Here is a 23,492-nt window from a genome sequence, read left to right on the forward strand (position 1 = left end):
TCCGAAGTAAAAAATTATCTTTGCACCATGGATCAAAGAACGACTTTTACAGATTTAAATTTAAATACACCTTTATATAATGCCTTAGGCGATTTAGGTTTTGAGTACCCAACACCTATTCAAGAACAAGCATTTAACATTGTATCTTCTGGAAAGGATGTGGTTGGTATTGCTCAAACCGGTACTGGCAAGACGTTTGCTTATATGCTGCCAATTTTGCGTCATTTAAAATTTTCTACTCAGGAGAATCCTAGAGTTTTAGTTTTAGTGCCTACTCGGGAACTGGTTGTGCAGGTTGTTGACGAAATAGAAAAATTAGCGGCGTACACTAATGTTAGAGTTTTAGGGGTTTATGGAGGTACGAATATCAACACCCAAAAACAAGCAGTCGCCGCAGGTCAGGATATTATTGTTGCGACTCCAGGTCGTCTTTTTGATTTAGCGGTTAGTCATGTGCTCCACTTAAAATCCATACAAAAATTAGTGATTGATGAAGTTGATGTGATGCTAGATTTAGGGTTTAGACATCAACTATTAAACATTTTTGATATTTTACCACCGCGTCGTCAAAATATCATGTTTTCTGCAACAATGACTCAGGATGTTGACGATTTAATTGTAGATTTTTTCACCAAACCAGAAAAAGTAACGATTGCTGTTTCTGGAACTCCTTTAGATAATATTGAGCAAGAACGCTATGACGTTGCTAATTTTTATACGAAAGTAAATTTATTAGAACAGTTGCTTAATGACAAACAAACGTATCACAAAGTGCTCATTTTTGTTGCTTTTAAACGTATGGCAGATTTATTATTTGAACAACTAGAAGAACTGTTCCCTGAACAATCTTGTGTGATTCATTCTAATAAAACTCAGAATTACAGGTTGCGTAGTATTGAGCAATTTAGAGCTGGTGAGAATAGAATTTTAATTGCTACAGATGTCATGGCTCGTGGATTGGATATCGAGAATATAAGTCAGGTGATTAATTTTGACACGCCTAAATATGCTGAAAATTACATGCATAGAATTGGTAGAACAGGTCGTGCAGAGCAACCAGGTCATGCCATTTCTTTTTCTACGGAAAAAGAGCAAGAGTCCATTGTAGACATTGAAGCTTACATGGATATGAAAATAACATTGCTTGATTTCCCTGAAGATGTAACACGTTCTCAAGAGTTAATTGAAGAGGAAAGACCACAAATAAGAGAACATAACAATCCAATCAAACAAAGAGACTTAGATGCTCCTGGACCTGCTTTTCACGAAAAGAAAGACAAGAACAAAAAGGAAAATCTGGGTGGTTCTTATAAATTCAAAATTGCTGCAAAATATAAAAAGCCTAAAACTAGAGGTGATAAGAATTATAATAAACGGAATAAGAAATAAGTTGACAGTCGTCAGTTTGCAGTGCTTACTCTAATGGTGAAAAAAGTTCGCAACACTTACTGTTGCTGTGAAAAAAGTTTTCAGTATCCGTTTTTAATTATGACTCTAATAACAACTTCAATTTTCAATATTCACCCTTTTAAAAATCATATTAAATCTTTCAACTTACTATCATGAAGTATTCTTTTTTATTCCTATTACTCTTGTTATCCACTTTCAGTTTAAATGCAGAAACGCCTCCTATTTGGGGACAAACTGGTCATCGCGTGGTTGGAGCTATCGCAGATAATTATTTAAAGAGTAGCACCAAGCGTAAAATTAAAAAGCTCTTAAACTATGAATCACTTGCTCTAGCTTCTACATTTGCTGATGAAATTAAATCAGATGCTCGATATAACAAATTTAAAACTTGGCACTATCTCAACATGCCTTTGGATGAGACTTATGAAACGTCTGAGAAAAACCCTGAAGGTGATTTAGTTACAGGAATCGCTTACTGTAAAACCCTGATTATCAAAGACAACACAACTGATGACGACAAAGCGTTTTACCTAAAAATGCTTATTCATCTTATTGGGGACTTACACCAACCTATGCATTTGGGATTACAAGAAGATCGTGGCGGTAATGACTTTAAATTACAATGGAATTACAAAGACACTAATATGCATAGAGTTTGGGATACACAAATGATTGAATCTTTTGGGATGAGTTTTTCTGAGCTAGCAGACAATGCTGCTTTCCTATCTAAAGAAGAGGTAAAGACCATTAAAGAAGGAACTGTTGTAGATTGGATTACAGAAACTCATATCTTGACAAATGACATCTACAAATCGGCAGAACAAGGAGAGAACTTACGTGGTAGATATTCTTATAAATATCTAAATATTGCTAGATCACAAATGCAAAAAGCTGGGATTAGATTGGCTACCGTTTTAAATGATATCTTATAAATAGCAGACACTGTGTGTCAAGTTATAATATTTCCGTAGAAAAATCCCTTCTCAAATTAATGAGAAGGGCTTATAAGAAACCTCGGAGTGAACTAAGTCGTTATACTTAATAATCTATGTCCTTAGAATTACTTCTAGGCCACCACTTTAATATGGCTTTCGACTATATCCTTAATTGGTATGATGAGTTTTGCTTCTGTATTTTTTAATACCTTAGAGATATTATTAATCGCCTCTACTTCATACGCTTTGCCAGCAAACTCTATTTTCTTTCCTACTTCAAATATTTTTCTTTTATAAAACGTTTTCAATAAATCTCCAACGAGCTCTATAGTTCCTAACCCAAAAGGGAGCTAATATTATAGTTATATTACTGGTGATAATATCTGTATTTACTCCAGTTTGATTTAATACTGTAATAGTAATAAATATGATTAATTAGAAAAACACGATTTGTCTTAACATTTTACCTCCAGACAAATCCATAGTATTTATTATATACAAATTAGGAAAAACGATTATACAATACTTCAAAAAGTATTGCATTGTTATCTTTTACAATAGCACTCAACGGATCTCCATCTGATAATTTTAAAAGGTCACCAGAGGGTTGCAAATAATAAAAGTTTGTTTAATTGTTTATTAGGACACTCAAATTATGGGTAAGTCACATTAATTACATATCAAAAAGTTAAAATTATAAAATTGAATAATTGCTAGAAATATAAATTGATAAAAAAAGCAAACTCATCTGAGTTCACTTGACTTAAATATGTGATTTTTTTTATTCTGAAACATCTTCTGCTGGCAACATAAGCCTTAAAATAAAAATTCCTATTCTAGCGACAACAAATGTAAATAGCCCGAAAGTAGCTGTAAGCAATGAAATTTTAAGTCCGCCAGCAAAAACTGCGGGATCAACATTACCTATAGCTTCTAAAGAATCAAATGCAGAAATCAATCCAAGAATAGAGGCTAAAAAACCCATAACTAAGCCAAGCAAACTAAAATCTGTTGCTAATTTTAAAGATTTGTTTGCTATAGCAACCGATTTTTTTACATTTATAAAACCTCTAATAATAAAAAACAAAGCGGCTAATAAACACATTAAAATAAGAGACATGAATAGTGTTCCGCCATCTGTAAAAATGTTTGCGACTATGGTTTGACTGTAAAAACCATTTAATGTAATTGTTACTGTATTCATAGTTATAAATTTAGTTAAACATGCTCAAACTTAAAAATTAAGAACATTAGTTTTCTTTTATTGCGACTAACAACCGTTTTTATCTGGGATATGACCTCCTTGTCAAAACCCTCACTAAATTGGTAGTTCGTCTCTATTTCACGTTTATCAGTAAAAAAAAATATTATCATTGTATTGAGAATACCTAATATGTTTACAAAGTCATTTTTTATAAAAAAAATAAGTCAAATAATTTCACACCTTCTCTTTTGGAGTGCTGTACTGGCTTTCTTTACCTATTTTTTTGGTGTAAATAGCGCTCGGTTTAATGATACCTTTCTCTTTTCTCTTTGTTTAATGCCTACAACTATTGCGACCACTTATGTATCAACCTATAAATTAATTCCAGATTATTTAATCACCAAACAGTATTGGCGATTTGTACTTTACAGCTTATATACACTTATCGTGTCTGTCTATCTATTAATGGTTTCCATTTTTTTTAGCCTCATTTATATTTCGAATTTCGAATATGACGCCATGAATCCTGCGACCAAGAATATTATATTTATAAGTACCGCTGTTTATTTAGTTGTTATCATTGTTAGTGCTTTTAAACTACTAAAACTAAATTTAGAGCAAGCTTCAAAAACAAAGTTATTAGAAACTAAAATACTAGATGCTCAACTAAAACTTAAAGAGCAGGAGCTTAATTATTTGAAGATGCAAATACATCCTCATTTTTTATTTAATACGCTTAATACCATGTATGGATTTGCTTTAAAAAAGGCAAATGAAACACCCGATATGATATTAAAACTATCTAACTTATTGGACTATCTTTTATATCAAGTTGAAAAACCTTTTGTTTTACTATCTGAAGAAATCGAGCATGTCAACGATTATATAGCGCTTGAAAAAATGCGATTTAATAACACACTCAAGGTTCAAATAAACATTTCTAAAACTTCAGAAGCTATTACGATTGCTCCAATGCTATTGATTCCTTTTATTGAAAATAGCTTCAAACATGGCAGTATTCAAAAGGGTACTCTAAAAATTGACGTTCAACTGACGGCTAGTTTGGATCATATCCATTTCCGAATAAAAAATTCAAATTCTGAAAGCACATCCACCCAACATGGAATTGGTCTTGAAAACATTAAAAAGCGACTAGAGTTGTTGTATCCTAATAAACATGAATTAGCAATAGATGACAAAACAGATACTTTTGAAGTAGAATTAAAACTAAATACGACTGGCAATGCATAAAACAAAGACAATATCTTGCTTAATTATAGATGATGAAGCCATTGCGCGAGAAATTATTGAAACACATTTATCTAAAATTGAAAACATTCATGTTATAGCGAGTTGTAGTAATGCCATTGAAGCTTTTCATTACATTAGCAATCACGATATTGACTTGGTGTTTTTGGATATTAATATGCCTGAGATTTCTGGAATATCATTCGCAAAGTCTATAAACGATAGCGTCAAAGTTATTTTTACAACAGCCTATAGAGATTACGCTGTAGAAGGTTTTGAGCTTAAAGCTGTAGATTACCTACTCAAACCTATTTCATTTGAAAGGTTACAAAAAGCATTAGACACCTATTTTGATATCTACGGAAATGTAACAGAAACAGATACTTCAGTCCATAAGGTTTCAGACTTTATGTTTGTACGTTCAGAACGTAAAATGATAAAAATAGATTATAGTGCTATACACTATATCGAAAGTTATAGCGATTATCTCAAAATACATACAGAGAACGACACTATCGTAACCAGAGAGACTATAACTGCAATTGAAGCAAAAATGCCTAAACAACAATTTTTAAGAATTCATCGATCATATATTATTTCAATACATTTCATTCAATCCTTTACAAACGAGTATATCACAATAAACAGGCAGGCTTTACCAATGAGTAGGTCTTATAAAAAAGAGGTGCTAAAACAACTTGAAAAATTTTGAGGATTATTCAATAAAAATACATTTAATTCGTTGTTTTATTAATCACTATTTTTGTAAAAAAATCCTGCTTATCGATGGAAGAATACCTAAACGACGCTATTCCTAATTTAAAACCTTTTAACCATACGCTTCATTATGACACATTATTCATAAATAAAGACTGGGTTTTGGTAAATGATATCTCTAAAAAAAAATCAACATACACATTTAAAGATGATAATATTTTAGAAATCTCAAGGAAAGATCATACTATTAAAACCACTTGGTCAATAGACATTCAAAACATATTCTCTATTGAAACAGAAGATGGCATGATTACCGTAAAAGTCTATTTTAAAGACGATGATGTCCTAGTCCTTAATCATCAAAACAAAGAGAAATTCGCTCTTTTTATCAATACTACAAATTATACGCAAGACTTAGAAACTGTAGAGGATATAAAGCTATTTCTAAAAGAAAAGTACAAGCAAAAGGTCACAAACTTAATTTACGATCATGAGTTTTACTACATTGAAAAATCAAAAGAGTTTGGACCATTTACAGTAGAAGAATTGTCTAATAAAGTAAAGAAAGAACACATCAGTGCATATTGCTTTGTAAGGGATGTTAATGCCTATGATTATAGTAATCGTTTAAGAATTTTTGATTTGATTAAGGAGTTATGAACCACTATTTATTTCTTCAAAGGCTTTTTTATATCATCAAGATGTAAAATCAATGCTCTCGCATAAACCTGTGTTTCTCTAATTAATAATACTCATGACACCATTAATAAAATAAGCGTTGCACCAAACACCTATTGGTATAGGCCAACATAGTTAAAGAAATAGCAGAAAACAAAAGTACTGGTGTTGTAAGTGTAAATTGCTCCACCGAGAAAAACATCATTTAGCCTTTAAGGTCATTACAAAGTTATAACTTTCATTAAAAAAATCTATTAAAAGCTATGCTTTAGTATAGGCATTGTTTGAAGTATTTACCTGTTTTGTTCCAGAAAGTTTTTTGTAATATGTCTGAATAATTTCATCATTTAAATTAGAATTTGATTGATTAAGGCCACAATAAAAATACTTAATAAAAACCAACCTAAGAAACCTTGAAAAATACAAATATATTTAGCAAGTCCTTTCGTGGGTATCGTTCCAAACCCTAGTGTTACAAAACTATTGACACTTAAAGTAATGGCATTAAAAAAGCTGTAAAGCACCCCCTTAACAAGGGATAAAAATGGTCTAAAATAACCTTTATCATTTTTTTCGGTAAACGCTTTAAAATTTTTAATAAGCTTCGATTTTGAAGAGGCATCCCAATCGGATGGAAAAAAGAAATAAATAAGGCTAAAAAATATTATTATCCAAAGGGAGGCAGTCATAGCCTGAGCAGGATCTGTCCCGTGACGTGTATAGATCTTTAATAGCTTATTTAAATACAACTGAAAGAAATTTGTCGTTCCTCCCTCTGTTCGGTACAGATATTCATAACGTTTTAAATGTAGTGCTTTCATATCTAGAAATACGTCATTGGCATCGTCTAGATTGCCATACCCTTTGTAGACTTCTAATAGTCTACTATAACCTGCTACCAATTTAAAAAACTGTTGAGAATTAGCGAGATCCTCATCAGTTTCCCCGTAATAAGCAGGTAATTCTTCATGCTTTTGATAATACAGTTTTCCTTTAATGTCCTGCCAATCTATACTTACCTCGTTTTGAGGTGTCGCTGGTATTGCTGCATCCATACTAATAGAATGAAAATTATTATCCTCGATAATAAATTTTCCAGAAACTGAAGGCGCCATGATTACAGGTGTTTCAAAAGTATTGCCAGAAACCTCCATGCTTATCGAATTCTGACTAAAAATAACAAGATTAGAATGTGTTGGATCTAAAAAAGAGTTCCCAATAATTTCTAATTCTGAAACCACCCGATTTAAACTATTCATTTGAAATAGAACCTTACCACTAATATCATTATATGAATATAAAGAATCTTCTGAAAGTTTATCGAGTGCAACTAAGCGCTGAGCCCTACGTGAATTAATATAAGATTTCCAATATTTCCTCCCAATTATTTCTTCTTGAGAATAGTTAGCAGTGCCTATACCAGAAATTCTATTTTTTAGAAGTTTTAAGTTTCTAAAAGAGGATAGGTCAATTTCCACATAGCCTATTTGATTTTTAGCAATGGTTACGATACCTGGTGTTGCCGTCCAAAAATGGAAATACCCTATCGTATTATTTTCAATAACGACACTAGGGGATGTCACCGTTTCATTAATAATACTAAGCTCGTTGAAGCTGTTGTCTCTAAAATCAAGATTAAAATTACTAAACCACGTAAGAAATAAATCATCAAACACACAATGTCTAATTCTCAAAACGGATGCGTTAAAAATTTCACTTTCAAGCTCTCCATAAAGCGATAAATTTAAGAGTACATTTTTTTTAAAATGAAAATTTTCAATTATAATACGACTATCTAGTTTCGATAGGTCTTCTATAAAACCCTGAATTACTACGCCAGAATTAATGGTCATTATAGAATCATTTAGCATGTACTTCTTAGTATCTGGATAGCGTTCTATAAGCACTCTGGGGTTTATTATTTCTCCCTCATAATTTACTAAGCTAATTTCTGTAAATTTACTAGCATCGTCATTTCTAGTGTCATCTTCTTTAATTATTGCCTGATAAAACAAGTCTATTAGCTGTGTTTTTTCTTGACCTTGAACAACAGTACTAAAGGATGTCACAAAACATAAGCCAATGACACAGGATTTAATGGTATTCATTTTAGTAAGAATTTGGTATTGATTTAGTAAAAAATTAATCATATTCTATTGTCTTTTAAGCTACTTAATTATAGTTTTAGATGCACGCTCTACTTCTAAACATTCGTAAATACTTCCTGTGGTCTGAATCTTAGAAGTTACCATATGGCTAAAAGAAATATTATTTTTTAGAAATTATTCTATATCGTATGCCTTAAAATTAGATTCTGTATTATCAAAAGTTACGTTTTATAAAATTTTGGATGAAAGCTGAAATTATAAAACTCTAAATTGGACATCAAATAAATAGAAGCCAAGAAGGGTAAAACCACCATTTATGAATAGTTTAATGCTACATGTCTTCATCTTTGAGGTTATTTACAACATCTAACCAAACAGTACTTAAATTTCGTTATTCAGAATTTAAAATCAAACTCAGGTTTCCATCAAACTCTACTTCCAAACCAATCAAAATAGCCTTCTCTTTTTTTTTTATCCAAACGATTTAAGTTCCAATTATTAATTTGCATCACAATTAGAATACTTGTACCCAAAAAGATAATTTCGCCAATGATATATTTAAAGGACCTGCCTCACAGCAAGGCAAGTTTACTTTTTTTGTTTTCTATAATTAGGTTTTAGCAGGTTTTAGAAAATACTTAATCAAAACTATTCAACATTTTTTTCATTTTTTTGTTCTTTCAAATAACGTGCTGTAAACTTAATAACGACTCTCAATATTAAAACTGCTGCAACTAAATAAATAATGGTTGTTGTTTCCATAAAACTTAATAATATAAGAGCTTTTAAAAGTTAGTTTTTAATTGCTTTTACGTCATAAAGACCTTTGGAGGCTTTTTCATATTTGTCGCCAGAGTTCCAAACAGGAGTTACAGGATCATTAGCAATCTTGCGACCTGCTAGTACATAAGATTTAAAAAATTTTAATAAATAATCATAATCTAACGTGTGCGCTTCATCTCCTGGTCTGTGGTAATATTTAGTAACATCACCATCAAATGATGTAAAGCCTAAAGAGAATGTTGGAGCAGGAATTCCTTTTTTAGCAAAGTTTACGTTATCACTTCGGTCAAATAAACCTTGTTCTTTAGCTGGATCTTCAATAGCTTTTAACCCAAACGTTTCGGCTGCACTAAAAATATTATTTTCAGCAGTCGTTCTAGTCAACCCTATAATTGAGATCAAAGAGGTATCATTATAACCTGCATTATCACTATTAAAACAATACACCATTTGGTTTAAAGGTAATACCGGATTTTCAACATAATAACTACTTCCTAACAAACCTTTTTCTTCTCCAGTAAAGAGAATAAATAATGCAGAACGTTTTGTTGGATATTTTGCTAAGTTTTCAGCCATACTCAATACCGTAGTTGTGCCAACGGCATTGTCTCTTGCTCCATTATAAATGGTATCTCCTGTCTCGTCTGGTTCACCAATACCAACATGGTCGTAATGTGCAGAATAAATAATATATTCATTTTTAAGCGTTTCGTCTGTGCCTTCAACAACACCAATAACATTTTGTGAAATCACAGCTTCTTCTTGTTTATCTCCAATAGCTATTTTAGAACTTATCGTTGTGACAGCACTTAGTTGCTCTGCCATTTTTCCTTCTCTATCTAAAACCCAAACATAGGCTATGTCGCTACCGTCACTTTTGTCGTCCTCACCTAAGTCCACCGTTAGGCTTGGTTCATTAAAATTATGATCAATAAAACCCCACATTTTATCGTCTGTTTTTAATAACTCAATAATAGCCATTACACCATTGTCTTTGGCTAATTTTTCCTTAGAACCTCGCAATTCAAATACAGCCCTTGTATCACTAGTTTCTGGACTTCCCGCTTTTACAATAATAACTTTACCTTTTACATCCTTACCCATATAATCGTCAGCTAACCCATAATTTAAAAAGATAGCGTCTTGATTTGATGTCACTGCAGCAGCGTTAAGAAATGCATAATCTGTAATAACTTGGCTATTTATTTCAATAGATACATGCTTAGGAGGAGATACACTTTTAAGCGTTACCGCTTGATAGTAGGTTCCTGTTTTTGGATTTGGTTTTACACCATAACGACGAAAGGTATTGGCTAAATAAGACGCTGCAATTTTAAGTTCAGGAGAACCTGTTGCTCGTCCTTTTAAAACATCGTCAGCCAAAAAATAGATATGACCTTCAATATCTGATTTACTTATTGTCTCTTTTACTTTTTCAATTTCGGTTTGCGCTGTTACTGTAAAAACACTAGCAAGCGTTAACAATAATAGTCGTTTTTTCATTTTAATAGTCTTAATGTTATGTGTTAATTCAATTAGGTTTATCCCATTTTACCATCGCCATCGATATCTTTCACCAAATGGGTTTCAAGCGCAACTAATGTTTTGTTAAGTAATATTCGTGTTGCTGCTAATTCAGATTCAAGTCGTTCAACCCTCTCTTCTAAACTATTGGCTTTCTCTTCTTGCTTTTGTAATTCGTCTTGTTGGATTAAATCCCAAAATATCCCCATGGTTTCTATCTGTTTTAGTTTGTATTAAATGTACTGTATTGATTGTAATTTATAACTTATTATCATTGTGAACTAATTTACTTTATTTTATAAATTACATGGTGCTTCTATTTATGCTTCCATAATTTGTAATGCTATACGACCACCGTTTCTAATACTATTCTTTTAGAACAAGGCCATAACAGCAGTATTACTAATTCTTATGGTATTCTAGTTACTCCTCTGCAACACAATAAAAGGCGCATACCCTCAAGAACAGTTTGACCAATGGCATATCGCAAGTTTTTGACAATTTCTAGAGCCATTCTGAGCTTTTGCAGAAATTGTATTTTACATTGGATATGATTTAGGGATGTGACAAAAATATTTAATCATTCATTGCCTGAGAGTTATTAATGATAGCCGTAATAGTGTAGATAAGGTATTTCGGAAATATATTTTCCAAAAGGAATCGATGCCTAAATCGGCGAAAAAGTGTAAACATTTACTTTCTAATGAAAGCAAATCAAATTAGTGGTTGTAGTTGAGGCTAGTTAACTATATGCGTTTAAAGATATTAAATTGTTACATATAAAATACTACAACATAAAAATAGAATACTTCGACAGCATTTTTACTGCATTCAATATCACAGCAAGCGTCTATGATTTAAAGGAGTATTAATGCTATATATTAATTCTGAAATACATACATTTTATAGGTTCTTGTCTGCATGGAAATTACAAAACTAAAAAAGCGAACCTATTCACTGAGTATATTCAAAGTGTGGTTCGCTTTTTAATTATTATGAGATTAACTTCGCTGAATCTTCGATTTTCTGACAACACAGGAGTCTATTTACACATGTAAAGCTCGATCTTCAGTCGCTGCCAATGCCGCTTCTTTCATCGCTTCAGCATATGTTGGGTGTGCGTGAGACATGCGAGAGATATCTTCGGCAGATGCTCTATATTCCATGGCAACCACTGCTTCAGCAATTAAATCGGCACAACGTGCTCCAATCATATGAATTCCTAAAACTTCATCTGTTTTTTTATCTGCTAGGATTTTTACAAATCCGTCCAAATCTCCTCCTGCTCTTGCACGACCTAATGCTCTAAACGGAAATTGTCCAGCTTTATACTCGACTCCTGCTTCTTTTAATTCTTCTTCCGTTTTTCCTACAGCAGCAACTTCTGGCCAGGTGTAAACAACGCCTGGAATTAAATTATAATTAATATGCGGTTTCTGACCTGCTAACGTTTCAGCAACAAAAACACCTTCTTCTTCAGCTTTATGAGCCAACATAGCACCTCTTACAACATCACCAATCGCATAAATATTCTTTACGTTTGTTTGTAAATGCTCATTGACTTCAACTTGTCCTCTATCGCTTATTTTCACACCTGCTGCATCCGCATTTAAGCCTGCTGTATTCGGTTTTCTTCCTACCGAAACTAAACAGTAATCCCCTTTAAATTCTACAATCTCACCTTTCTTGTTTTCGGCTTTTACGATGACTTCGTCACCTTTGCGCTCAACCGCTTGTACTTTGTGGGACATCATCATTTTAAACTTAGCTTTCTTAAATACCTTGTTTAGTTCTTTAGATAGGCCAGCATCCATAGTTGGCAAAATGCGATCCATATATTCAATAACCGTCACCTCAGCACCTAAACGTTTGTACACTTGACCGAGTTCTAAACCAATAACACCACCTCCAATCACAATCATGTGCTTTGGGATTTCTTTAAGTTTTAAGGCTTCTGTAGACGTAATAACGCGTTCTTTGTCTAAGATAATGAAAGGTAAGTTTCCAGGTTTTGAACCAGTAGCAATAATGATGTTTTTTGCTTCAATTTCTTGAGCATCTTTTCCTTCAATTTTAATATGTGTGGCATCTTTGAAACTTCCAAGACCCTCAAAAACATCAATATTATTTTTTTTCATTAAGAAGTCAATTCCACCAGTTGTTTGATCAACAACGGATTGCTTGCGACCAATCATCTTTTCTAGATTTACTCTGATTTCACCAGGAATTTCGATTCCGTGGTCTTCAAAGTGCTTCGTTGCTTCTTCATAGTGATGTGAAGAGGCTAATAAGGCTTTACTTGGTATGCAACCTACATTTAAGCAGGTCCCTCCAAGTGTAGCATATTTTTCAATAATTGCGGTTTTCATACCTAACTGTGAACAACGAATTGCTGCTACATATCCTCCAGGACCAGACCCTATTATTGCTACGTCGTATGATTTCATAAGAAACTATTTATCTATTTTTTAATACTAAGATTCCCATTGTCATGGAAACCGTTGCACAAAAATACGACTTTGATTAAAGATTTACGAATTTTTAAAACCTATAATTAGCAACAATACAGTTTACTTTTGGGTTTCAATATCTTTTAAAATCCAGTCTAATTCCGGATCAATATTATTGAGTCGATCTTGATACGTTGGTAAAATTTCAACGTCTGGTTTAATGCCATAACCGTCTATATCTGTTTTTTGTTTGGTATCTAATTGCAGTAACCCTATTCTTACTTGTACTTTTGTGTGAGGTAATTGATAAATTTTGAATAGTCCAGCTACTGTACCATTATAAGCACCTCCAGTTTCTTCGCCTACAAACGTAGCGCGGCTTGTACCGTGTAATTGCGATGACAACACCGATGATGCCGAGAATGAATTACCATTAATTAAGACATAAACTTTTCCTTTAAAATTCAATAGTTTAGGCTCCTGCTCTTTTGAAGAATTAAAACTACGATATAGCTTTCCATCTTTTTTACTCACTCTAAGAATATCTGCAATTGCTAATCCAGGTGATAATAAACCTACAAATACTTTAGTACCCAAAGAGTTTGAATTGCTCATCAAACTTTTTAAAATAGGAAATCTAGTATTACTTTCACTTTTATTTATAAAGGTGTAGTTCTCATCTGTGAGATACGAGTACAGATAATCAATCTCTTCTAAACGCCCACCAAAATTATTTCTTAAATCAATTATTAATGTTTGGGTTTTTAATGAATCTACGATTGTAAAAGTATCATCATAAAAATCTTCAAATTTACCATTCTGAAATCCTTTAATCTTAACAATTGCAACGGTACTATCCTTACCAATAAAATTCAAACTCCTCGTATAGTTTTTTACTTCTGGCATGTGCTGTGTTGGTACAAAGCCGTATTTACTATTTCGTTTACGTTTGGCTTTTTGCTCTATTTTTTTTGCTTTACGTTCTGCCTTGGTTCGTTTTACTTTTGTTTTCTGTACCACTTTTAATGAATCTCTTTTAATAGAATCCATTTGTATTTGAAGGCTATCTCTCAAAGGTCGTCGCACATATTTTTTAATAAAAGTAGAATCCGCATTTTTTAATGTTAACGAAATACTATCAAAACGCCCCTTATCATAAGTATAGTATCTCATAAAACGCGTACCAACAACACGATTATGAAATGTGGTATTATACCCATCTGCAGTAATTAAATTTTTATACTTCTTAATTAAGTCTTGAGGTATTTCGTTTTCAATTTTTAAAACTTCTGCATTAATTAAAACAGAATCTTTACCCACAGCATCAGTAACTATAAGGGTATCATCTAAATACTCGAAACTTAGATAATTAATATCAAACCGCCACACGACTTGCTCATTACGGTCTTCTTTATTTAATTTTACACTTGGTGGTGAAATTGACAAATGACCTTGACCGACATGTTTTGTAACTGTTGCTAACTGTTTATAAAAGGTACGACTATCCATAGGTTTGTTGATTGCCTTTTTAAGACTATCAAACTTAAAGTCTAGAACCCCCTTAGAAGTGAACTGATATAAACGTGGATGATGACGCTGCAACTGCTTATAGGCTTTATCGATATCTTCATGTAAATTTTCTACAGAGTGAAGTTGCGTAACCTGTAGGTTATGTTTTTCTATGCTAGCACAAGACACTAACAAGATTGTAATCCCGAACGTTAATATTAATTTTTTACTCATATAAAATGTATGTAATTTATTGCATTCATAAAGCGTCGATGTCGTGTAATTATAATTTTTAAATAAAGGCTTACACCTAATAGACGCAAAAAAACATAAAATGGTTGCTTTTACCCTAATTTTTTTTCCTTCGGAAATGTCTACGATAGAAAACCAAGCCACTTCCCCGTCACAACTGTGAATACCCAATAACCATAAATAGCGTGGTCAGCAGTAACTAATGGCTCTACCTTTGTCTTTTAGGATGTTGAAGCAAAACATAATCATCCAACGAACGTTAAGATCATGACTCGCTCATTTCCGAAGAACAAATGTACCAAAGAAAACAATAGTGTATGGTTAATAACGCGTAAGGGTTTGTTTTTAAACAACGACTGATACCATTGAAAAAAAGATCTGCACCTCCATTTTTGAATGACTATTGAAAACATACTTTAGAAAATTAAAATAATTAAACAACATCTAAAACAACTAAACATTGCTTGCAGGGTCTAAAAAGGACATATAAAAAGCGACAATCACAACTATTTGAATATAGGTTTTTTAAACAAAGACCAATTCACGTAATATAAGTACACACTCGTTGTTTTCTATTTGTAACACCACCAATAGACTATAACGAAAACTGAAAACACAAATTAGAATTTTGACTCCACTGAAAGAATCTATTACAAAACCCATTGGGTAATTCTGTATATAAGAAAAGTGCCTACTCGAATCGATAAGAATTCTTCTGTAGACACTTTATCTTAATTCCCTACGAATTAATTAATAGCATAAAACAAAGGTCTTATAAAAAGAAATGCGCCGCAATACTCAAATTGAGTAATTTGAATTGTTTGTATTTAAATCAAATATTGATTCATTTTCAGCATACCAATAAGTTCGCCTGTAGAAGATATATTCAATTTTTTTAATATATTTCTACGATGCGTATCTACCGTATGAGGGCTTATATTGAGCTTTTGAGAAATCTCTTTACTACTAAAATCTAAAACTAATAATCTAATGACATCTCTTTCTCTGTTACTAATCCCTTCACTTAATAATTTTTTCCCGTAATTATTAAAATAAAGCGTCTCATATTCATTCTGATTATTTAATAATTTAGCAGATGCAGTTATGTCCATTTTTATTTTAGAATGAAGAACCGTGTAATGCGCAAGCCCAATAATAGGTTTTCCTTGGCTATCAAAAGCTAAAGGTGTTGTATTTTGAATTAAATTCACATAAACATTTTCAGCATTTTTAAACCTATAATTCCATGTATAGTTTACTTTGTAACGGTCTTCTTCATTAATATTTCCCAAAGTAAATGTCATTAATTCATTTAGTGCTTTAAGCCATTTCTCAAGATCACTAGGATGAATTCTACTCCAAAAATAACGCATACCTTGAGTTTTTAATTCATTAGAATCCAATCCAAGGCAAGCTTTAAAATTTTTGCTTATATACTCAAATTCTAAGCTTTGTGTATTCGTGATACAGAAAAATGTGGAGCTATAAGGCAAATAGCTATCCAAGTCCATAATTTTTTTGATGTGTGTTTCTAAGGAAGGTTTCTCGTAAGACTTAAAAATAGACGTATACAAATCCTTAATCTGGTAGTATTTCATAGAATAACAATCTTCTTTATGCTAAATTAAAAAAAAATACTAATGTGGAAATCCTAACATTTCTCCCATTCCAACTGTAAACAACCAACAGCCATAAATAGCATGCTCAATGGTTACTAATAATGTTGATTTTGTATTTCTATAGGTTAGAGCAAAAAGAATTCCTCCAAAGAACGTTAGAATCATGACAAGCCCATTTCTGAAGAAAATATGAGCTAATGAAAATAAGGCTGCATTGACAATAATAAAAAGTGTTTTGTTTTTAAACAGCGATTGATAACGCTGAAAAAAAAAGGTTCTATAAATCAACTCTTGAGGATATACAGAGAAAAAACTGTAAAGAAATAAAATCGTCAACCAAAGTAATGGCTTATTCAAAACGACAACATAGAGGTTAGATGAATCTACAAACCATACATAGCTGGTTGTGAGAATAGCAATACCAATCAATTGCAGAGATGTTCGTTTAATAAAAGATGACCAATCTAGATTTTGAGCAATTCTGAACTTATTTTTCTCAACTCGTAAAAGCACAAAAAGGATGTATAAAAATCCCAATAGTCCAATAATTATTTTAATCCAAATAGGATACTCAATTGCGAAACTGACTGGAACTAAAATAAAGGCGATAAAGAATTCTGATAATTTATAAGCGGATGATTGCATAAGTTAAAGGTAGCCAATTAATGCTAAACACTAATCGCAGTGGTATGTTTTACTTCGCTAATCATAAAAGCACTATGGGTACTTGCAATATGACTGATTGAAGTTAATTTTTTAACCATAAATTCTCTAAACTCGTCCATATCTGCAACAATAACTTTAAGCAGATAATCATAATCTCCACTTATATTGTAACATTCTAAAACCTCTTCTATCTCCTTCACCTCCTTTTCAAATTGGACCACATAATCATTGGTGTGCTGCATTAATTTAATACTACAAAACGTCACGAAAGATCTATCTACAGATTTCTTATCAACTAGAGCGACATACTTTGAAATAATACCTTCACGTTCTAATTTTTTAATACGCTCATAAACTGCTGTCACAGAAAGATTTAATTTACCAGAGAGTTCTTTATTTGTTTGCTTACTATCTATTTGGAGAAAATGAAGTAACTTTTTATCTATGGCATCTAGTTGAATCATGAGTTTGAAAGATTTTCAGTTTATGATATTGAATACTAATATTTTAAACAAATATAACTAGAAATTCATTCTTATATAGTTTTATTTTCTAAATAAACTACAAATGTTTGTTTTATAATCTAAATAAGCTGAAATTTGAAGCATGACAGACTTTATAATTATTGGAGCTGGACAGGCAGGGTTATCAATGGCTTACCAACTTACTAAATTAAAAAAAGATTTCTTAATTCTTGATGCTAACAGTGAAACTGGAGCACCATGGCTAAAACGTTGGGATTCATTAAAATTATTTACACCAACAGAGTTTAACCATTTACCGGGAATGGACTTCCCTACAAAAAAAGGCTATTATCCAGATAAATATGAGGTTGCAGCTTATTTGAAATCCTATGTTACGAAATTCAAAATACCAATTACTTTTAATCAAAAGATTAAAGGTTTAAAAAAGGAAGATGATCATTTTGTTTTAAAAAGTGAATCAGAAACCTTTAAAGCGAAAAATGTTGTAGTGGCAACAGGTCCGTTTCACAAACCGTTTACGCCACCTTTCCACTCTAAAATTTCAAAAGACATTATCCAAATACATAGTGAGCATTATAAAAACCCCGACCAGCTTCAAAAAGGAGACACATTAGTCGTTGGTGCAGGGGATTCTGGAGTTCAAATTCTTAATGAAATTTCGAACACTGATCGCAATGTCTATTTTTCTGGAGATACTAATATTACCTCAATTCCTCAAGAAATATTGGGAAAAACAATATGGTGGTGGTTTAAGAAGATTGGATTTCTATCGGTTAGCAAGTTTTCTTATATAGGAAAAAAACTAAGTAAAGGTGGTCAACCTGTTATTGGAACAGATGTAAAATCACTCTTAAAAAAAGACAATGTAATTTGTGTTGGGCGGACTTTAGATGCCAATGAAACCGAATTATATTTTGAAGAAGGACATTACCAAAACATAAAAAACATTGTTTGGGCAACGGGTTTTAAACCCAATTTTGAATGGATTGAAGGGGTCACTCTAAACGATTATAAATACCCAAAAAACTATAGAGGTGTTAGTGCTTTAGAAGGGCTCTACTTTTTAGGGCTTCCCTGGTTATTCACTAGAGGCTCTGCAACCTTGGGTGGTGTAAAAAAAGATGCTAAATTTTTAAGTGATTATATTGAAAAATCAAAAGAAGAACCTGCTTACTCTAATATGGTTTTAAAAAAACAATTTGCATAATCCATGCCAAATGAATTTTAAGTTTATTTGGTCTTAATCCTTTAATAAATGAAAAAAAGTTATCAAGGTATTGAACAAAAAAGAGCCCATGGTGATGTTTGGTTTAATGATCTTAAACGCAAACGATCTCAAGGTCCTACATTGAGCACCAATAGATACGAAAATTACAAGGAGTCCACTAAATCCATTCACGCTGGACAATATGACGATCCAACAACTGGAGCACTGGGAACTCCAATTTTTCAATGTTCAACGTTTTACCTCAATGAATCTTCTTATGAAGCTATTGAAGAAGGACGTGGACGCGATGAAATGATTTATACGCGCTACGGAAATCCGTCGCAATGGAGCGTTCAAGAAAAATTATCTGCTTTAGAAAATGCGGAGAGTTCTATTGTATTTTCTTCTGGAATGGCAGCCATCTCCACAGCAATTCTTGGCATGCTAGATAAAGGAAGTCATGTGGTGTCTTCTAGAGATATTTATGGTGGTACTTATAATTTTCTATATGAAGATTTAGATAAATATGGCATGTCTGTAACCTTCACATCCCCTACAGATATTGAAGAGATTGAAGCAGCAATTCAAGATAATACCAAAATATTATATTTTGAATCCCTGACGAATCCCTTATTAAAAATCGTACCAATTGAAGCGATTGTCGCCCTAAGTAAAAAATATGGTTTGAGAGTTATTATTGACAATACATTCTTAACGCCTTACAATGTTAAACCTTTAGATTTAGGTGTGGATTTGGTTGTAAATTCTGCCACAAAATACTTGAATGGTCATTCAGATTTAATTGGAGGAACAGTTTCTGGGTCTAGAAAATTAGTAGACCGTTTATGGCCCCAAATGCTAAAAAATGGTGGCTCAATGGATCCACATGCTTGTTTTTTATTAGAACGCAGTCTAAAAACGTTTGCTTTACGCATGCGCACACATAATAGCAATGCTCTAGAATTAGCTACTTATCTAGAAAATCATCCCAATATCAAAAAAGTATACTATCCTGGATTAGCATCCCATGATCAGCATGCATTAGCTAAAACTCAATTAAAAGGAAAAAATTCTGGGATGATAAGTTTTGAAATTAAAGGTGGTGACAAAAATGCGCATTCCCTTTTAAAGCTATTAAAATTGCCTAAAGAAGCGACAAGTCTTGGTGGTGTAGAAAGTCTTATTTCTTTACCATACAATACATCACAAGCATCACTAACCAAAGAACAACAAAAAGCCATTGGTATTAATGACGGGCTTATACGTCTTTCTGTTGGTGTAGAAGATATTGAAGATTTAACATCAGATTTTGAACAAGCATTACATTACATTTTTAAAAAACAACCTAACTATGCTTAATAATATAAATATTGCAGGCTTAAGCGAATATGCAAACGAGGTAAAAGAACAAAACATCGAAGGCAAAGCATCTTATGGTGTAAAACTCAACTGGGAAAGCGGTACAAAAACAACAGTATCAACAAAAAACATGGTACTTGGAGAACATAAACTTATTCGTGATTTTAAGTTCACTATTGATGAGCCTAATGAATTATTGGGAGTTAACTGTGCACCAAATCCAGCGGAATACATGCTTGGTGGTATGGCTGGTTGTATGGCTGTGACATTTATGGCTGGTGCAACAGCTATGAATATTGAAATTAATCAATTACAACTTGAAATTGATGGCGAATTAGATTTACGAGGGTTCTTAGGTCTAAATCCTGATGTTAATCCTGGTTTTCCGGAGCTAAAATTTATTTTCTACGTCGAAGGAAACGGTACACAAGAACAATATGAGAAATTAATGGAGCGTGTGACTATGCATTCACCAAACTACAATACCATCAAAAATGAAGTAAAGCTCATTGGTAAACTACAATCTTGATATTAGAGATTAATTAATGCTTCCAGTCAAAAGTCCAAAGCCATGCAATGTAAACTTAAAAACATTTATTTCTAGGGCACATGCTGTCATATCCAAACGATTATTTGATTTATAGCGTTAGCTATTAAAAAGGACGTTGTAACGGTCTCACATTTCTACTAGAGGGTAACGTTACTCTTTACAAAAAAACACCCATACTACTTAATATCAGCCGCATAATACTCATTTCGAAGTCATAATAAATCGTTTGTGTATTAATAATCAATAGATTTAAACCTCTTTTATTTGGAAATTTCTGCCATCCAAAAAACCGTTCTGATCTATTCAATACGGAATACTAACCAACCCAGTCATGTACTCTCGGTTTCTGCGATACGATACCACAATAGGTATTCAGAATAGAAGGTTGTGAGCAAAATATGTTGTAATTAATGCGTTTTAACTACATGATCACTAGGAAGCTTCTTAAAATAAAAAACATTAAATATACTGAGTTTGCACCGACCCCAATTTTTTAAACATACGGAACAATTGCTGTTTTATAGGTAGCACCATAGCGCCTAACCATGCTCGTCAAAAAAGAAACTGTATACTAGGGGGTTTACAACTGCGCTGTTATTAAAAGCGACCCGATAATTTTAGAATGGTGCTAAATAACTGTGTGCTGTACAGTGTAATGCAGTCTAAAAAGAAGATGCTCAAGAAGACATTAGGAAAACAGCTGAACCTAGTCTCATTAATCGAATGATTGTAAACACCTTACGCTGTTGTACAATTTATAAACCCGCCAACCGAGTACAAATGCTACCAAAACAGAAAACAAAATAGCGTATATACTCCCTCAATGAAATAGCGTGATGTGAATTTCATAAGCCTAAAATAATCATCCGAAGAAGACATCTAAATCAGGAATCGTTCCTCCAATAGCTCCAAATAATAACGCTTTATTACCTATTTTACTACCTAGAACAGCTTCACCACAAGCAGCACCTAAAATAATTTGAGTTAAGGAATCCATTACTATTTTTAAAATTGAAATGTAAAAGTACGCAACAATTTTGATTTGCAAAATAGCCAACATTATTGTAACATTACCATAGAAAACCGTCAAAATAATCACATGAGCGAAGACAATAACATTTCAGAATTTAAAGCTAAAGATCAAAACATCGTTGATAATAAGGAACTTAATTTCTTTGAAGCGTTAATTCCTGTCATTATTTTAATGGGAATGTTAGCTTATAATATCTTTTTTGTTGACGATCAAGAGTGGTTTGGAGGTTATACTAATCAAATCATACTATTACTTGGAGGTATCGTAGCTGCTATTGTAGGCTTTTTTAATAAAGTCTCTTTGGGATTAATGCTCAGAGAGATTTGGGAGAATATTAGAAGTGTTTTTGTGCCTATAATGATTTTATTTTTGGTTGGTGCGCTTGCTGGCACTTGGTTGATTAGTGGCGTGATTCCTGCTATGGTTTATTACGGTTTACAAGTTTTGAGTCCAGAGATATTTTTACCAGCGTCTGTGATTATTGCCGCAGTTATTTCTATTGCTACGGGAAGCTCGTGGACCACCTCGGCAACCGTAGGGATTGCGTTGGTTGGTATTGGTACAGCTTTAGGCATCAATCCTGGAATGATTGCTGGCGCCGTAATTTCGGGAGCTTATTTTGGAGATAAAATGTCACCTTTAAGCGATACCACAAACCTTGCTCCTGCAATGGCTGGAACCGATTTATTTACCCATATCAAATATATGGCATATACAACCGTACCAACCATCATTGTAACATTGATTGTCTTTGCTATCATAAGTGCCTCAATAGACACCACAGGAAATGCAGATATTTCTCAAATACTCGAAACTATTGATGCTACTTTTAATATCACCCCTTGGTTATTTGCAGTACCTGTCGCCGTTGTTGGTTTAATTTTATTAAAAACAAAACCATTAGTCGCCTTAGGGACTGGAGTTATTTTGGCTATTATTTTCGCAGTTGTTTTCCAACCTAATGTCTTAGAAAACGTCACCGGGTCAAAAACTAAAACTATAGTAAATTCAATATTTACAGATACTAATATCCCTATTGATGATTCGACTTACATGGCAAACCTCAACACGCAGGATGTAAAAGCCATAAATAATAACGAAAATCTAGAACCTCTGTTTACTGATGGCGGAATTGAGAAAAACTTTTCAAATGAAGAATTACAACACATTTTTGACAATGCAAACTATGATAAAAACACATTAGACCTAAAAACAGAAAGCCTAAGCAGACTCTTAACTATTGATAAACTCAAACAACTTTTTGGTGCTGGAGGAATGAACGGAATGCTATGGACTATTTATCTCATAATGTGTGCTATGGTTTTTGGAGGTATTATGGATGCTATAGGTGCCTTATCTAGAATTACCAAAGCACTACTCTCTATTGCCACGACAGTTTTTGGATTGTTTGCGAGTACAGTTGTAAGTTGCTTAGGACTAAATATTATTGCCTCAGACCAATATCTCGCCTTAGTAATCCCAGGAAAGATGTTCAAGAAAGCTTACCAAGATAGAGGCCTTGCTCCAGAAAACTTATCTAGAACTTTAGAGGACTCTGGTACTGTTACATCTGTGTTAATTCCTTGGAATACTTGTGGAGCATACCAATCTGGTGTGTTAGGTGTTGGTGTTAGCGAGTATTTTATATATGCTATTTTTAATTGGCTAAGTCCTTTTACAACCCTAGTATTCGCTGCTTTCTCAATAAAAATTCGAGAGTTAAAAAATAAGTAAAAATAATATTTTATTATTATG

The 23,492-nt window shown here is 32.7% G+C and carries 20 protein-coding genes; 9 read left to right on the forward strand and 11 right to left on the reverse strand.

The window, feature by feature from the left end; genetic code table 11:
* Window positions 1-27 precede the first annotated feature (27 nt).
* Both H593_RS0106840 and H593_RS0106845 read left to right on the forward strand, forming a co-directional pair.
* On the forward strand, window positions 28-1,389 hold the full coding sequence (locus tag H593_RS0106840; RefSeq protein WP_028871766.1) for a DEAD/DEAH box helicase: 1,362 nt from the start codon (window positions 28-30) through the stop codon (window positions 1,387-1,389).
* A 173-nt stretch (window positions 1,390-1,562) separates the two neighbouring features.
* Complete coding sequence (locus H593_RS0106845) at window positions 1,563-2,342, forward strand: S1/P1 nuclease (RefSeq protein ID WP_028871767.1); 780 nt, start codon at window positions 1,563-1,565, stop codon at window positions 2,340-2,342.
* 784 nt (window positions 2,343-3,126) lie between these two features.
* On the opposite strand, the gene H593_RS0106855 is transcribed toward H593_RS0106845, so the two are convergent.
* Window positions 3,127-3,549 carry a MotA/TolQ/ExbB proton channel family protein gene (locus H593_RS0106855; RefSeq protein ID WP_037051693.1) on the reverse strand — a complete coding sequence of 141 codons (423 nt, stop codon included), beginning with the start codon at window positions 3,547-3,549 and terminating at the stop codon, window positions 3,127-3,129.
* A 336-nt stretch (window positions 3,550-3,885) separates the two neighbouring features.
* Here H593_RS0106855 and H593_RS0106865 point away from each other — a divergent pair, with 336 nt between their 5' ends.
* The 3 genes from H593_RS0106865 (at window position 3,886) to H593_RS0106875 (ending at window position 6,174) form a co-directional block, all read left to right on the forward strand.
* Entirely contained in the window at window positions 3,886-4,800 is a 915-nt protein-coding gene (locus H593_RS0106865; protein WP_245585020.1) for a sensor histidine kinase, read from the forward strand.
* Complete coding sequence (locus H593_RS0106870; RefSeq protein WP_028871770.1) at window positions 4,793-5,509, forward strand: LytR/AlgR family response regulator transcription factor; 717 nt, start codon at window positions 4,793-4,795, stop codon at window positions 5,507-5,509. Before H593_RS0106865 ends, H593_RS0106870 begins: the two co-directional genes overlap by 8 nt.
* Before the next feature lie 74 nt (window positions 5,510-5,583).
* A complete protein-coding gene (locus H593_RS0106875) occupies window positions 5,584-6,174 on the forward strand; it encodes a hypothetical protein (RefSeq protein WP_028871771.1) in 591 nt (196 codons plus the stop codon).
* Between the two features lie 103 nt (window positions 6,175-6,277).
* Here the strand turns inward: H593_RS0106875 and H593_RS21585 are convergent, their stop codons facing one another.
* The 9 genes from H593_RS21585 to H593_RS0106925 form a co-directional block, all read right to left on the reverse strand.
* On the reverse strand, window positions 6,278-6,397 hold the full coding sequence (locus H593_RS21585; protein WP_425414347.1) for a DUF2721 domain-containing protein: 120 nt from the start codon (window positions 6,395-6,397) through the stop codon (window positions 6,278-6,280).
* A gap of 142 nt (window positions 6,398-6,539) precedes the next feature.
* A complete protein-coding gene (locus H593_RS0106880) occupies window positions 6,540-8,300 on the reverse strand; it encodes a two pore domain potassium channel family protein (RefSeq protein ID WP_028871772.1) in 1,761 nt (586 codons plus the stop codon).
* A gap of 792 nt (window positions 8,301-9,092) precedes the next feature.
* Entirely contained in the window at window positions 9,093-10,586 is a 1,494-nt protein-coding gene (locus H593_RS0106895) for a M28 family peptidase (RefSeq protein ID WP_028871773.1), read from the reverse strand.
* Window positions 10,587-10,624: 38 nt separating this feature from the next.
* Window positions 10,625-10,816: a hypothetical protein gene (locus tag H593_RS0106900; protein WP_028871774.1), complete on the reverse strand. Its 192-nt coding sequence runs from the start codon at window positions 10,814-10,816 to the stop codon at window positions 10,625-10,627.
* An 837-nt stretch (window positions 10,817-11,653) separates the two neighbouring features.
* On the reverse strand, window positions 11,654-13,054 hold the full coding sequence (lpdA, locus tag H593_RS0106905; RefSeq protein ID WP_028871775.1) for a dihydrolipoyl dehydrogenase: 1,401 nt from the start codon (window positions 13,052-13,054) through the stop codon (window positions 11,654-11,656).
* Between the two features lie 123 nt (window positions 13,055-13,177).
* Complete coding sequence (locus H593_RS0106910) at window positions 13,178-14,800, reverse strand: S41 family peptidase (protein WP_028871776.1); 1,623 nt, start codon at window positions 14,798-14,800, stop codon at window positions 13,178-13,180.
* An 845-nt stretch (window positions 14,801-15,645) separates the two neighbouring features.
* Window positions 15,646-16,416, reverse strand: a complete 771-nt coding sequence (locus H593_RS0106915; RefSeq protein ID WP_028871777.1) for a LuxR C-terminal-related transcriptional regulator — start codon at window positions 16,414-16,416, stop codon at window positions 15,646-15,648.
* A gap of 39 nt (window positions 16,417-16,455) precedes the next feature.
* Window positions 16,456-17,082, reverse strand: a complete 627-nt coding sequence (locus tag H593_RS0106920) for a CPBP family intramembrane glutamic endopeptidase (RefSeq protein ID WP_028871778.1) — start codon at window positions 17,080-17,082, stop codon at window positions 16,456-16,458.
* Between the two features lie 23 nt (window positions 17,083-17,105).
* Window positions 17,106-17,564 (reverse strand): Lrp/AsnC family transcriptional regulator, encoded by a 459-nt coding sequence (locus H593_RS0106925; protein WP_028871779.1) that lies wholly within the window; start codon window positions 17,562-17,564, stop codon window positions 17,106-17,108.
* 145 nt (window positions 17,565-17,709) lie between these two features.
* Between H593_RS0106925 and H593_RS0106930 the strand changes: the two genes are divergently transcribed.
* Genes H593_RS0106930 through H593_RS0106940 form a run of 3 tightly spaced genes read left to right on the forward strand, consistent with a single transcriptional unit; the run spans window position 17,710 to window position 20,683 of the window.
* Complete coding sequence (locus H593_RS0106930) at window positions 17,710-18,795, forward strand: flavin-containing monooxygenase (RefSeq protein WP_028871780.1); 1,086 nt, start codon at window positions 17,710-17,712, stop codon at window positions 18,793-18,795.
* 48 nt (window positions 18,796-18,843) lie between these two features.
* Window positions 18,844-20,154, forward strand: coding sequence for a trans-sulfuration enzyme family protein (locus H593_RS18640; protein ID WP_084142287.1), 1,311 nt, complete (start codon window positions 18,844-18,846; stop codon window positions 20,152-20,154).
* Window positions 20,147-20,683: an OsmC family protein gene (locus H593_RS0106940; RefSeq protein WP_028871781.1), complete on the forward strand. Its 537-nt coding sequence runs from the start codon at window positions 20,147-20,149 to the stop codon at window positions 20,681-20,683. Before H593_RS18640 ends, H593_RS0106940 begins: the two co-directional genes overlap by 8 nt.
* An 883-nt stretch (window positions 20,684-21,566) precedes the next feature.
* Here H593_RS0106940 and H593_RS20760 read toward each other — a convergent pair.
* Window positions 21,567-21,701: a metal-dependent hydrolase gene (locus tag H593_RS20760; RefSeq protein ID WP_245585021.1), complete on the reverse strand. Its 135-nt coding sequence runs from the start codon at window positions 21,699-21,701 to the stop codon at window positions 21,567-21,569.
* Between the two features lie 102 nt (window positions 21,702-21,803).
* Between H593_RS20760 and H593_RS0106950 the strand changes: the two genes are divergently transcribed.
* Complete coding sequence (locus H593_RS0106950; protein WP_028871783.1) at window positions 21,804-23,471, forward strand: Na+/H+ antiporter NhaC family protein; 1,668 nt, start codon at window positions 21,804-21,806, stop codon at window positions 23,469-23,471.
* Window positions 23,472-23,492 lie beyond the last annotated feature (21 nt).

Origin of the sequence: Psychroserpens burtonensis DSM 12212 (assembly GCF_000425305.1) — a bacterium.
Classification (GTDB): Bacteria; Bacteroidota; Bacteroidia; order Flavobacteriales; family Flavobacteriaceae; genus Psychroserpens; species Psychroserpens burtonensis.